Source organism: Halobacillus sp. ABH2_015, from assembly GCF_056158945.1.
The window spans coordinates 2,053,319-2,065,592 of the sequence record NZ_JBSWUG010000002.1 but is presented as its reverse complement, the minus strand read 5'-3'; the positions used below and the strand labels follow the sequence as shown (position 1 = coordinate 2,065,592).

Below are 12,274 nucleotides of genomic sequence, written 5' to 3'. Positions count from 1 at the left end.
ATGATCAAGTATTGGTGATCGCTCCTTTGGAGTCACTAGAAAACGCATGTTTTTCCAAACGGATCAGGGACCCGGTGATTCCTGCGAAAAAGGAGGCAGTGCAACCACTTTAGAAATAACCACTTCTACGACACGGACTATTTATTTTTTGATGAATTTATTATATAGTGAATGATTATTCATTCATGTTACAATAGGGAAAGAATCTAAAAAGGAGTGAATCCTATGTTTCAAGTCTTTGAAAAAGAGCAGGTCACATGTGTGGAAATGGTCGTCTCTCATATGGGCAGCGTCTATGCGTATTACGTGGACGGTATGATTGTAGATACGGGCACCCGTCATTTTGAAGATGAACTCATTTCGTTTTATGAACGCATACCGATAGATGTGACGGCTCTGACGCATAACCACGAAGATCATACAGGGACTGCGGCGTGGCTGGAACAGCACCACCGTTCTCCGATCTATGTTCACCCATCCGGCATCGATACGTGTAAGGAATTTGCTCCTTACCCGGAATACCGAAGGAAGACGTGGGGGCTTCGGGAAGCCTTTCATCCTGTCCCGTACCCGTCTCGGCTTTCCTCCCGTCAATTGGACTGGGAAGTGATTGAAACGCCGGGCCATGCGGTAGATCACGTTTCCCTGTTCAACAAAGATCGTGGCCTGTTATTTTCAGGAGATTTGTACGTACGGCCGAAGACAAAGGTAATCATGCGGGAGGAGTCCATCCCGCAGATTATGAACTCCATACAAAAGGTGCTCACTTACGATTTTGGACCGATGTTTTGTGGTCATGCCGGTTATATAGAAGATGGGCGCCGCCGCCTGGAAGAGAAACTGGACCATCTCCAGCACCTCTATGCAGAAATTAAGCACCTTCACGAATCCGGACTGTCCAATCATGACATTCAAAAGAAGCTGTTCCCGAAGGAGTATCCGATTATTTCTTATTCTGATGGAGAATGGGATTCCTTTCACATCATTACCTCCATTGTCGCTGACGTGAAAGCCCGTGTGAGAAAGGTGGGAACCGACGTTTAACAGACAAAGGCCGGATTCATTGTGTCCGGAAAATACTACTTTTCGCAAGACATGTGTATGGTCGCGTTCCGCTTAGCGGTGGATGCTTGCGGCGGGCACGGCCTCCGCTGACTTGGAGAGGAAGAACACCTGCCGAAGTGGATCCTCGGCCCGTGCTGTTCCCGCCGGCGTCCCCAACGAACGCTTCTCACGACCTTCCCAAGTGACGGTGGGAAAAAATGAAACGAAAGGGTCCGGGAGAGTTTTTAAGTTCCTGGAGAAGATAGGGGAATATGAGGTTCATCTACAAAAAGACCGCTGCGGGGCAGCGGTCTTTTTGTTATGTTTTGGAGAGTTCGTTTGATACAGCTTCTCCTGCTTTTTTAAGGAGTTTCTCCCATTTTTCCTGATCAGCCAGGAGCTGATCGGTTTTTGCACCGACGATGGAGAGGGCTGCGGCGGTTTCAGTTTTGCTGAAAATCGGTACGGCCATGCTGATCGATCCATCAATCGGGTCATCCACGCTTTTGGAGAGCCGTTCTTCCTTTACGTGTTCCAGCTGCTTTATATATTCCCCTTGATCGATAATGGAACGGGATCCATATTTCTCCAGTGGCTGGCCGGCTAAATAATGCTCCCGTTTTTTGATATCCATAAAAGCCAGGAATACTTTTCCGAAATTACCATAGGTGACAGGGAGGGTTTGGCCTGCTTTGGAGAAAAACCTTAGTTCCTTCGTTCCTTCGACCGCCTCGATGATCAGAAGCTGATCATTTTCCATAACAGCCAGCTGCACCGTTTCCCCCAGCCGGTCACGCAGATCCACCATATGGGGAACGGCTGCATTTCTTAATTCGTGATGAGCCTTTAATTGAACACTGAGTTCGAGGATTTGATAACCAAGAGAGTATTTTTGTGTAACACTGTCCTGTTTAACAAATCCCCGGGATTCCAATGTCTGAAGCGTCCGGTGCAGCGTGCTTTTAGAGATATCAAGCTGGACCCCGAGCTCCCGGATGCTCTTTTCTTTGTTCTGGCTGAGAACCATTAATATGTCAATCGCATTATCAATGGCTGCAATACGCGAAGGCATCGCATGACCTCCTTTACGTAACAAACGCATTTTCCCTCTATCATACCACGTCTTTTTGGTGGGTGGGGCTTTTAAGACTGGTAACGGGCAGCGAGCGTTTGGTAGCTGCTCATCATTTCTTTTGCGAGCTGGAGGCTGTCTTCCGGTCTGAAGCTGGCATGATCGAAATGAAGCATTTCCTTCAAAATCTGATGGGTATAGTCCGAATAATAAATGGTCCCATCTTCGCTGATGTGATCAATCCCATCCAGCTTGGCAGAAGCTTCATTGATCTGAACGGCTTCTTCCAGCGTCAATCCTTCCGGGAGGACGGGTTCAGCCCCTTCCCGGCTCAAATAGACAGGATACCCGCCGGGCAGCCCTTGTGGAGAGGGGGAGTGTGTAAGCAACTTAGCTGGCTGGAGGAGGGCAAACATATTTTTAATGGTGGAGCTTGCGGAAACGGTTGTGAATGCTGTGCCCTCCGGATACTGTTTGATGGCGTCCCACAGCAGCTGTTCAGTATCAAACTGGTTCGTAACATCTTGGTCATGCACCATAATTTTCATATAATGCGGGGCTTTCTGATAGCCGGCTTCTCTTGGATAGACCCACCATTGATGATGGATGACCAGGTAGATCGTTACGGCATCTGCCGGTACATGAAGGCTTTCAGCAACTGAAAGTTTTACAGAAGGTTCAATTACATCCACATTCCCGATACCGATAGTAGGGGCAAGTCCGAGTTTCCCAAGGGCAGGATTGACCAGGTCGGATAAAGCTGTATTAATCACATGCGGGGAAACAGAGGATTGCCGTACGGCCAGCATAAGGTGGTAGGCAAGGGCGAGCTGGCATGGAAGCCATGCACCGAGACTGGCTGCGCTCAACCTTTCATAGACTTCCTTAGGAAGCTTACGGATGGTATGCCACGTCTGGAGAACCGCGCAGTTGATGATGACGTCTGGCTGCTCCCTGTCAATGAGATCAGCTGTTTCTTGGACATTGGTTACGTCCAGCCTTTTGAACGTAACTTCAGGGTACAGGCGGCTGACGGCCGCTCCGCTTAAGGCGTTATGCACTTTCTTCCTGCCGTCTTCCTCATTAATATCACAAACAACCAGCTCCGGGCATTTAGGATCACGAACGATAAATTCCAAAATATGACTGCCAACTTCACCAGTTCCAATCAACAACACTTTATTCATCGAAAAACCTCCATTTTGGGACAGTGTCCCTTTTTTGTTATTATACGCAGAAAAAAGTGAAGGGGTCAACGGAGAACTTAGCCCGTATAGAGTAAAGTATCGAATATGAATAAAAATTTATTGTTTATCAGGCGGTTTACCTCAATTTCTTCTTTCATCACTTCTGGATTGATATCCGTTGGTGGCTCGCATCCCTTGTCGTTCTCCTGTTTATTCGGACACGGGTAACTTATATTGTTCAGGGGCGGGAATATTCAATGCCGCTCGTTCTGTCCTTTGTCCTGATCGGTTTTTTTATCTGGATTGCTGAAAACATTGCAACATTTTTCGGTGCGTGGCAGTATCCCGGCCAGCAGGACGCCTGGACGCTTGTTCATGTGGGGAAGATCAGCTCCTGGCTGCTGCTTGTGATTGTCAGTTTTCTTATTGTTGCTCTCTTGAAGCATGTGAAGGAAAAGCGTTCAGGAACAGGTGAGGAGAAGGAAACAGAGGCTGTATGAGCAAAAAAAGAGGAAGCCTGATATCAGGCTTCCTCTTTTTTATAGTCTGCGGATTGAATGAGCATGTGTGCCGTTTCTTTTGCTCCTGTGGTCCCTCGTTCATAAATATCAAGGGAATAGGTCACCATTAACCCTTCGTGAAGAATAAATAATTGTTCTGCTATAGGACCAGGATTTTCCATCTGCAGTTGTTCCAAAAGGGAGGAGAACAATTCCTTCAACCACTTTTTCTCTTCCATAATAACCTTCCGGCCTGGATGGGTTTCTTCAGAAAGCTCAGCCAGGGCATTTACGAAGGCGCACCCTCTTTTGTTCCGTGTGCTCATCCAGTTTTCAAGGGCATCGAAAATACGCAGGATTTTATCCAGCGGCTGATCGTCCGGCACTTCATCCATGCAGGAGAACAGGTGCTCCCTCCATTTTTGATCCCGCTCTTCCAAGTACGCCACAATAAGCTGATCCTTAGAACCGAATCGGTCATACAGGGTCTTTTTGGTTACACCAGCTTCACTTGCGATGGTTTCCACACCTACAGCATGGATGCCTTTGGAATAAAACAGCTCTGAAGCGGTATCCAGAATCCGCCGGGCCGCCGGTGTCATTTTTGTCGTTTCACCCATGCAAGCCACCTCCATCTATTGTTTGTACGGATCGGTCTCACAAGGACCGGCTTCTGCTTTTTGAATGACCCATACGCCTAGAAAACATATTATCATTCCTGAGATGGTTAAGAAACCAATTGTATCTCCAAACATAACATAAGCCCAGATCATTGTGACAGGTGGTGTTAAATAAAGGAGACTGCTGACTCTTGTAACACTGCCGATTTTTAAGTTCAACCAGTAAAAACCGTATCCTCCAATGGTGGACAAACCGGCGACCCAGGCGATTGCGAACCAGAAATCAAAGGTAGCCGGGGACGCCGCATTGTCCGTTGCTATCCCAATGGCTGTAAAGAAAACAGCAGTTACGGCTGTTTGAATCGGCAGCGCATCCATTAAAGATAAGGGACGTTTGATTGTCTTTTCAAATAGTGTGGCGATGACAAGGGAAATCATGGCTGCAAATGACAGTCCATAAGCCCAGATCGGTACGTCTGAAGCTTTTCCAAGATCACCGTAAACGACGAACAATACGCCTGTGATGCCGGTGAATAATCCGATCCACTGTTTACGGGATGTCCCTTCCTTTAGAACAGGCCCCGCGAGCAGAGCTGCTGCTATAGGCTGCAGCGTCGTTATTAAATTAGAAGTCCCCGCTGAAACCCCCTGTTCAACGGAAAGGAATACACAGTATAAGTATCCTCCCTGAGCCAGCAGACCGATCAACACCTGAGTCATCACACTTTTAGGACTCAAACGGGTGCGCCGCTTCCATAACCACCAGATCCCTAAAATAGCAGCAGCCGTTATAAAACGCCACATCAACACCGTCATAGAAGCTGCCTCATCGGTCCCGAGTCTCGCTCCGATAAATCCTGAGCTCCACATAATTACAAATCCTGTTGCGGCCAGTACGTTCAATTTTTTATTCATGAAGCATCACCCTCCTTAAAGTAAACCGATCGGTATATTCTTCTTATATATAACCATACCGGTCGGTTTACCGTCAAGAGAAAGTGGAAAGGGAAAAATGTTCCAAAGAACGAAACTTATGCAGAGGGAGATACGTAGAACAGGGAGGAAGTGAAAGGGGAGGAGAAAACATGGTCGCAGCCTACACGTACAGCAGCACCTTAAGAAAGACAAAAGCGGCTCGGACCGCTTTTGTCCTCATTGTCTGCAGCGTTGTGTCAGTGGTAACCGCCCTCCTCACGGGAGACCGTTCTCTTCTTTATACGCTCCCTGCAGGCGTCCTCATCAGTGGGGGAGCGGTCTGGTATGTGCTGACTATGAAAACACGTACCTATACAGTCGTGCGTAAGGATGGATTAACGATCCATAGAGGACTGGGAGGCGGCTATCTCGACCTTCCATTTGATGACATCATTAGAATAACAAAAGTAAAGGACGTCTTGATCATAAAAAGGAAATCGGACCACTCAAAAGAACTTTATATGGGTTACTTATCGGCGGAAGACCAAGAGTCTCTGCTCTCGGAAATTGAAAAGTACTGGGGGCAGGCCCACCCAATAGAAAAGGGGGAAAACGAATGACGAATATTCAAAAGCACAACGAAAAGGCCTGGGATCGAAAAGTCGAGGATCAGGTCCGCTATACGAGAGCGGTCGATGCAGAAGTCATTCAGAAGGCTTCTGCTGGTGATTGGGCAGTCGGGGTAACTGCAGGAAGGAAAGTCCCAGGACATTGGTTTCCGAAGTCTGTCAGTGCATTGAAAGTGCTGTGTCTGGCTTCTGGTGGCGGACAGCAGGGACCAGTACTCGCAGCCGCAGGAGCTGACGTCACAGTTTTCGATTTATCGGCGGCCCAATTGGAACAGGATAGAAAGGTAAGTGAAAGGGAAGGGCTTTCCCTTAGAACCGTTCAAGGGGACATGACTGACTTGTCCGTTTTTGAAGATGAAACCTTTGATATCATTGTTCACCCCGTCTCCAACGTATTTGTGGAAAATGTCCGGCCGGTATGGAAAGAAGCTTCCCGGGTATTGAAAAGAAAAGGTACGTTGATTGCTGGATTTATGAATCCGGTTCTTTACCTGTTTGATGACCAGAAAGAAGAGGAAGGAAAGCTTGAAGTGGCTCATGCGATTCCATATTCGGGACTGGAAGATGCTTTTGAAGAGAACGAGGCTGTAGAGTTCGGACACACGCTTGAAGATCAGATTCAAGGACAGATCGAAGCCGGCCTGATGATTACCGGTTTTTACGAAGATGATTTTGGAAACGGGCGGACAATCGACAAGTACATAAAGACAATGGTTGCGACAAGGGCGGTGAAAGGCTGAAAGGTGTGGGGGTTGTGTTCACATAAAAACCGTCCTGCTCCATTTATGGAAGCTGGACGGTTTTTTGTGCAGCGCTCTATGAAAAAAACGTTTGTTTCGCTTGAATAGCTGCCTGGATTTCCTCAAGAGACCGGCAGCAGGGACCTTCGATGTCTCCTGAAAATTTTTCCGGCTTTTTTTTCAGCAGACGAAGCACATGACAATCGGTAAACCAGTCTCCTTCTTCCGCACTAGGATGGACCCAGTCATCCCAGGCCATTGACAAGGTCGGACTGAAAAGTTTGTTTCTCCCAATTCCTCTGCAGGGGCTTGGAGAAGGTACAGGTGTTGAACCATCCCCTTCCATAAAGAATAACTCGGGCCAGTAATCAGCTCTTGAGCCGGTATGAGGACGGGATTCCGCCCACAGAATAATGGATTCAAGCCGGGATTCTATGGAATAGAGCAGGTCGTAGAGAGAACGCCCCAGGGAGACGCGTTTATTTACGGAAGTGAAATGGTGGACCGTTCCACCTGTCAGTTTTATTCGTTTTTGCACAGGCGTCAGGTAAGGGAAAAGGATATGGTTCATGGACAGCAGTTCCTGAAGTTTGAACATGACTTTATCCATTACTGTCTGCATGTAAAGGGAGTTGTTAAGAACGCGGTTTTCAATATAATGCTGTTCATTAACAATCAGCGCTTTGGTGATTTCTTCACTGCGGCCGCTTTCCCAAAAACGCTCCCAAAAAGGGCGCATGAAGGCAGACACATTCAGAAAGGGTAACAGATGCCAAAGAGGTGCCCCCTGTTTCCTGCTGTATTCATAGAGAAGCAGTTGAGGATAGGCATCTTGAAAGATGAGCCAGTTTCCGCGTTCCAAAAATACATAGAAATCAACCGTTTCTTTTGCTGTCAGCAGTTTAGGAAGATAAGACCCCTTCAAATCGGTCATGTTCCATCCGGCATTTCTTGAAACTAAATGGGCAAGCAGAGCCCAGTGGATTTCGGGGTGGATGAGAAAGAAATCCATATAGGCTTTCGTACGGGTAACATTGTTCCGGTTGGCTTTTTTGGTCTTATTTTTAATGTCCTCCAGCATTCTTTCCTCTTCTTTATGGATCGGCGGTGTGTCACCTGGTTTTAAGGCGTTTTTTAACTGCTTTTTTAATACCCCTGCATCAGACCGGAATTTCACCGTACCCCCCCTCCCATATGCAGATCTATTTTCAGGTTTTCATGATTTTTCTAGTGTATGCAGGAAATAAAACCGTATGTAAAACAAGGAAGGAATATCGTTGTATCTCAACGAATTCTTCTAAAATAAGGGAATGAAAGAGGGAGAAGTCCGGCAGATAGCCGATGATATCAAAAAGGAGGAAACCCTATTGCTGCAGCGTATCATGTGGGATCATCTTGACGCCGCCGGTTCGGAATATGTAACCATTAACAAACGGCCTGACGGTATGGAAGTGAATGGGACCGTTCTGCTGATCAATGACAGACGCCCCCACCGCGTATCTTATCTCCTTAGACTCGGCCATGATTGGAAAACAAAAAAGCTTAAAATTTTTACAAATGAAGAAGAAGACCCTTTTGTCATTGAGACCGTTAAAGAGGACAAATGGTGGGTGGAGGGCAGTTACATGGAGACTTTGGACGGGGCGTCCAATATTGACTTGTCCATCACACCTTTAACCAACTCGCTTCCAATCAACCGGGTTTCATGGGTGATAGGGGAGAAAAGAACATTCAAAATGGTCTCCGTGCAGCCGTTAAGCCGGGAAGTGATGCCAATCCTGCAGACATATACGTATTTAGGGGACTCTGATGGCTGCCGGATTTTCCAGTACAGGTGCCGAAATTATGAAACAGCACTGGTCGTTGACCAAAATGGCTGGGTTGTCGAATATCCGGGCTTTTTTTACCGGCAGGGGGTGTCGGATTATAGAGGAGTTTTCAATGGGGCACCGGTATTTCTGGCTTCGGAAGGAAATTCAGGAGGGAGGCTTCCGACCTGACGAAACCCTCTCCGGCAAAAACAGCGGAAGGAGAAGTTGCTGGATAACAGAAATTTCTTTACACTTATTGTAAGCGCTTTAATTAGGAGGGTGTTGGCATGCATGTACCTTTAGTTTTAACCGATTTCCTTGATCGGGCAGTAGAACTATATGCAGAAAAAACAGCAGTCATAGACGACACGTTTTCATTGACCTACAGTCAGTTGAATGAGAGGGTCAACCGGCTTTCACGCGGCCTGGATGCACTTGGTGTAGGAAAAGGGGACAAAGTGGCTTACCTGGCTCCCAATTCAACAGAAATGCTGGAAGGGTTTTATGGAGTCTTTCAGCTTGGAGCTGTCATGACGCCCTTGAATACCCGGTTGCAGCCGGCGGATTATCAGTTCATTTTGAGACATAGTGAAAGTAAAGTTCTGCTTGTTGATGCTTCGCTGTATCCTCTGGTGGAGAACATTGTCGATGACCTCCCATGCCTGCAGCACGTCATTGTCCATGGAGACACATCTGGACAGGGGTATGAAAACTGGCTTCACTCCTTTTCCTGCGACTCATATCCAAGAGCTGAGGTGGAGGAAACAGATCCGGCTTCCTTGTTATATACGAGCGGGACGACAGGGAATCCCAAAGGTGTTGTGTTGAGTCACCGGTCGAACTATCTGCATGCCTTATCTTCGATGCATCATTTACGTGTTTCGGATCAGGATACGCTGCTGCATGTACTCCCGATGTTCCATGTGAACGGATGGGGGTCTCCATTTTACTACACAGCAAATGGAGCGACACAGGTGATGCTGCGAAAAAACGATCCATCCGCCATCATTGATAAGGTGGAGAAGTATAAGGTGAGCGTGTTACATATGGCTCCCACGGTGTTGAACATGGTGATTGAGGCTTATGAAGCGGCCGATCCGCAAATTAAACAGGATGTGCGCGTCGTGATTGCGGGATCGGCTCCACCTCCGGCTTTTGTAAGGAAAGTGGAAGAGGACCTGGGCTGGAAATTCATTCAAGTGTACGGCATGACTGAAATCTCGCCGCTCATTACGACATCTGAGCTCAAGTCCATGAATTTGGAGAAAGAGTCGGAAGAACGTTATCGTTTGAAGGCGAAAGCAGGTTATAGTATGATAGGCAGCCGGGTAATGGTCGTTGATGAGCAGGGCAGCCAGGTTGAGCATGATGGAAAAACCATAGGGGAAATCGTTACACGGTCAAACAATGTTATGGACGGTTATTACAAAAATGAAGAAGCAACAACAGCTGCCATCCGTAATGGCTGGCTGTATACCGGAGACATGGCAGTCGTGGACGAGAACGGCTATATTGAAATCGTCGATCGGAAGAAAGACGTCATCATCAGCGGTGGCGAAAACATCTCTTCCATCGAAGTGGAAGGAACGCTGTACGATCATCCATCCATATTGGAAGCGGCTGTCGTGGCAGTTCCTCATGAAAAATGGGGGGAGGTTCCGCACGCAAGCATTGTACTCAGAGAAGGAGAAAGTTTGACGGAAGAAGAAGTGGTCCGCTTCTGTAGGGAAAAACTCGCTCATTTTAAAGTACCGAAGAGCATTTCCTTTATTGAAGAATTACCAAAGACCGCATCCGGAAAAATACAAAAAGTGGTGATCAGGAAAGAATTCTGGAAAGGTCACAGTCGGATGGTTCATTAAAAAGAACCTCCCCTTATCGACGGGGAGGTTCTCTTTGTTGACATTTATACCAACGGGGGTATAAAATACAACTAGAAAATGAAATGAAAAAGGAGGGATGGGTCATGACGGCGGTAATGAGTGCTTTGATCATGTTTGCCTTATACCACATCCTCTATCGGATCTGGCCGGCCCGGTCAGTCCATAAAGTCTCTATAACACCCAGCCGCTCTTTTACAGGCAGAGCCGTTGTTGATACCCGGGATTATCAGATTTCCTATAAGGATCCGTATCCACAGGCGTACTGCCTGCCTCTGGCCTATTTGAAACGGCACGCAGGAGAGCTGCCGGATCAGCCGCTGCTGCTGATCTCCACCAACGAGGTTGAGAAAAATATGGCAGCAAGAGTTCTTAGAAAAAAAGGATTTACGGTTGAAGGATACGCGATTGCAGGCGAATGCGAGGAGTGTCCGAAAGTTCCTTGTATGGCCGGCTCTTGACCGTGTGCTTCTTGTTTAGATGAAGGATTGAAGGATCTGAGACCTTTATGGAATTGAAAAAAGACGCTTTCTTCTTCAGCCACTCCGGCTGGGAAAGAAGCGTCTTTTTTATATACAACAAGCGTCAGACATTCGATGCCTGTTCAGAAGCCTCCCTCTATTCCTCCTCACACAGCACCCGCTCCAGCTGCGTCTTAGGAACATGCTGCAGCCCCCAGTCACAAATTAAGTCTAGAACAGGAATCAAGGAACGCCCCCGTTCCGTCAATGAATATTCAACCTTTGGTGGAACTTCTGGATAAACCTTCCTGAACAGGAGGCCGTCTTGTTCCAGTTCTCTTAATTGTCTCGTCAATGTTTTATGGGAAACATCTTGTATATACTGCTTCTAATCCCCGAAACGCCGGTATTGACATTCATAGATTTCATAGAGGATCAGAACTTTCCATTTTCCCTGAATCATCTGCAGCGTGGCGTCAAATTCATTTAAGTAAAGGATATTTTCCATACGTCGTCCTTTCTATACGTTACCTTGATGTCACCATCTGACATGAAAGTGCGTACTTTTTTCTTCATGATTCCTCCTGTACACTACCCATGAGTGAAAGAAAAGAAAGGGGAATAATGATGAAAACAGGGTTTATCGCAGTCACAGGAGCTTCCAGCGGGATAGGGAAAGCAACGGCTTCATTATTGATAGAGAAAGGCTTCAAAGTTCTGCTTATCGCCAGCATCTTTTGGACGGGTTTTCTGGAGACCACGTCATGAAAGCAGATGTGGACGTTACGAATGACAAGGCTTTAAAGGCTGCAATAGAGAAAGCGGAGCAGACGTTCGGGCCTGTTGACCTGATGGTGAACAACGCTGGACGCATGCTTTTAGGAGATATTACTAATCAAAACAAAGCTGAATGGAAGGAAATGTATGATGTGAATGTACTCGGAGTTCTACACGGGATGCAGGCTGTTCTTCCGTCTATGAAAAAGCATCAGCAGGGTACCATCATTAATATTGGGTCGATTGCCGGCAGAAAAACCTTCCAGGATCATGCCGCTTACGTGGGAACGAAATTTGCCGTTCACGCCATGACGGAAAATGTCAGGGAGGAAGTAGCTGGTGACAATATCCGCTTAACGACTATTGCTCCGGGCGTTGTGGAAACCGAACTGTTCAGTCATACGTCTGATGATGGCATCAAACAAGGGTACAGGGATTGGAAAGCATCCATTGAAGGAGGACTTCGGCCGGAAGTTGTAGCCGAGGCCATCTATTATGCATATCAGCAGCCATCGTCTGTAACGATTCGCGAAATCGACCTGGCACCGACGAAACAGCAGGATTAACAGGAAATGAACCGCAGATTGAAACGCCTTCCTCCTCTTTTTCGTATGGAATAGAAGAAGATGATCAGGAGG

At 47.1% G+C, this 12,274-nt stretch carries 12 protein-coding genes and 2 pseudogenes; 8 read left to right on the top strand and 6 right to left on the bottom strand.

Features of this window, described 5'->3' with window-relative positions; all coding sequences use genetic code 11:
* The first annotated feature begins 225 nt into the window (after positions 1–225).
* Complete coding sequence (locus ACXAD6_RS11000; RefSeq protein ID WP_474968912.1) at positions 226–1,044, top strand: MBL fold metallo-hydrolase; 819 nt, start codon at positions 226–228, stop codon at positions 1,042–1,044.
* A gap of 319 nt (positions 1,045–1,363) precedes the next feature.
* Here the strand turns inward: ACXAD6_RS11000 and ACXAD6_RS10995 are convergent, their stop codons facing one another.
* Together ACXAD6_RS10995 and ACXAD6_RS10990 are read right to left on the bottom strand one after the other, a co-directional pair.
* The gene (locus ACXAD6_RS10995; RefSeq protein WP_474968911.1) at positions 1,364–2,116 is read right to left on the bottom strand and encodes an IclR family transcriptional regulator; all 753 of its coding nucleotides are present in this window, start codon (positions 2,114–2,116) and stop codon (positions 1,364–1,366) included.
* Between the two features lie 71 nt (positions 2,117–2,187).
* Positions 2,188–3,303, bottom strand: coding sequence for a saccharopine dehydrogenase NADP-binding domain-containing protein (locus ACXAD6_RS10990; protein WP_474968910.1), 1,116 nt, complete (start codon positions 3,301–3,303; stop codon positions 2,188–2,190).
* A gap of 131 nt (positions 3,304–3,434) precedes the next feature.
* Here ACXAD6_RS10990 and ACXAD6_RS10985 point away from each other — a divergent pair.
* Positions 3,435–3,803: pseudogene (locus ACXAD6_RS10985) on the top strand (DUF817 family protein); the annotation flags it as partial.
* Between the two features lie 23 nt (positions 3,804–3,826).
* On the opposite strand, the gene ACXAD6_RS10980 reads toward ACXAD6_RS10985, so the two are convergent.
* Entirely contained in the window at positions 3,827–4,423 is a 597-nt protein-coding gene (locus ACXAD6_RS10980; RefSeq protein ID WP_474968909.1) for a TetR/AcrR family transcriptional regulator, read from the bottom strand.
* 15 nt (positions 4,424–4,438) lie between these two features.
* The gene (locus ACXAD6_RS10975) at positions 4,439–5,338 is read right to left on the bottom strand and encodes a DMT family transporter (protein ID WP_474968908.1); all 900 of its coding nucleotides are present in this window, start codon (positions 5,336–5,338) and stop codon (positions 4,439–4,441) included.
* A 170-nt stretch (positions 5,339–5,508) separates the two neighbouring features.
* Between ACXAD6_RS10975 and ACXAD6_RS10970 the strand changes: the two genes are divergently transcribed.
* Both ACXAD6_RS10970 and ACXAD6_RS10965 read left to right on the top strand, forming a co-directional pair.
* Positions 5,509–5,958 carry a hypothetical protein gene (locus tag ACXAD6_RS10970; protein WP_474968907.1) on the top strand — a complete coding sequence of 150 codons (450 nt, stop codon included), beginning with the start codon at positions 5,509–5,511 and terminating at the stop codon, positions 5,956–5,958.
* Positions 5,955–6,707: a class I SAM-dependent methyltransferase gene (locus tag ACXAD6_RS10965; RefSeq protein WP_474968906.1), complete on the top strand. Its 753-nt coding sequence runs from the start codon at positions 5,955–5,957 to the stop codon at positions 6,705–6,707. The genes ACXAD6_RS10970 and ACXAD6_RS10965 overlap by 4 nt, the downstream gene beginning before the upstream one ends.
* A gap of 76 nt (positions 6,708–6,783) precedes the next feature.
* On the opposite strand, the gene ACXAD6_RS10960 is transcribed toward ACXAD6_RS10965, so the two are convergent.
* On the bottom strand, positions 6,784–7,884 hold the full coding sequence (locus tag ACXAD6_RS10960) for a DUF2515 family protein (RefSeq protein ID WP_474968905.1): 1,101 nt from the start codon (positions 7,882–7,884) through the stop codon (positions 6,784–6,786).
* Positions 7,885–8,074: 190 nt separating this feature from the next.
* Between ACXAD6_RS10960 and ACXAD6_RS10955 the strand changes: the two genes are divergently transcribed.
* From ACXAD6_RS10955 to ACXAD6_RS10945, 3 genes are all read left to right on the top strand, one after another.
* Positions 8,075–8,707 carry a putative glycolipid-binding domain-containing protein gene (locus tag ACXAD6_RS10955; protein ID WP_474968904.1) on the top strand — a complete coding sequence of 211 codons (633 nt, stop codon included), beginning with the start codon at positions 8,075–8,077 and terminating at the stop codon, positions 8,705–8,707.
* Positions 8,708–8,805: 98 nt separating this feature from the next.
* Entirely contained in the window at positions 8,806–10,380 is a 1,575-nt protein-coding gene (locus ACXAD6_RS10950; protein ID WP_474968903.1) for a long-chain-fatty-acid--CoA ligase, read from the top strand.
* A gap of 104 nt (positions 10,381–10,484) precedes the next feature.
* Positions 10,485–10,859 (top strand): hypothetical protein, encoded by a 375-nt coding sequence (locus ACXAD6_RS10945; protein ID WP_474968902.1) that lies wholly within the window; start codon positions 10,485–10,487, stop codon positions 10,857–10,859.
* A 157-nt stretch (positions 10,860–11,016) separates the two neighbouring features.
* On the opposite strand, the gene ACXAD6_RS10940 is transcribed toward ACXAD6_RS10945, so the two are convergent.
* On the bottom strand, positions 11,017–11,238 hold the full coding sequence (locus tag ACXAD6_RS10940; protein ID WP_474970413.1) for a winged helix-turn-helix transcriptional regulator: 222 nt from the start codon (positions 11,236–11,238) through the stop codon (positions 11,017–11,019).
* A gap of 218 nt (positions 11,239–11,456) precedes the next feature.
* Here ACXAD6_RS10940 and ACXAD6_RS10935 point away from each other — a divergent pair.
* Positions 11,457–12,202, top strand: a pseudogene (locus ACXAD6_RS10935) (SDR family oxidoreductase).
* The last annotated feature ends 72 nt before the right edge of the window (positions 12,203–12,274 follow it).

Excerpts from the sequence above, each read along its gene's own strand:
- ACXAD6_RS10970 (WP_474968907.1), top strand. The coding sequence starts at position 5,509 with ATGGTCGCAGCCTACACGTACAGCAGCACCTTAAGAAAGACAAAAGCG.
- ACXAD6_RS10995 (WP_474968911.1), bottom strand. The coding sequence starts at position 2,116 with ATGCCTTCGCGTATTGCAGCCATTGATAATGCGATTGACATATTAATG.
- ACXAD6_RS11000 (WP_474968912.1), top strand. The coding sequence starts at position 226 with ATGTTTCAAGTCTTTGAAAAAGAGCAGGTCACATGTGTGGAAATGGTC.
- ACXAD6_RS10975 (WP_474968908.1), bottom strand. The coding sequence starts at position 5,338 with ATGAATAAAAAATTGAACGTACTGGCCGCAACAGGATTTGTAATTATG.
- ACXAD6_RS10945 (WP_474968902.1), top strand. The coding sequence starts at position 10,485 with ATGACGGCGGTAATGAGTGCTTTGATCATGTTTGCCTTATACCACATC.
- ACXAD6_RS10950 (WP_474968903.1), top strand. The coding sequence starts at position 8,806 with ATGCATGTACCTTTAGTTTTAACCGATTTCCTTGATCGGGCAGTAGAA.
- ACXAD6_RS10965 (WP_474968906.1), top strand. The coding sequence starts at position 5,955 with ATGACGAATATTCAAAAGCACAACGAAAAGGCCTGGGATCGAAAAGTC.
- ACXAD6_RS10980 (WP_474968909.1), bottom strand. The coding sequence starts at position 4,423 with ATGGGTGAAACGACAAAAATGACACCGGCGGCCCGGCGGATTCTGGAT.
- ACXAD6_RS10990 (WP_474968910.1), bottom strand. The coding sequence starts at position 3,303 with ATGAATAAAGTGTTGTTGATTGGAACTGGTGAAGTTGGCAGTCATATT.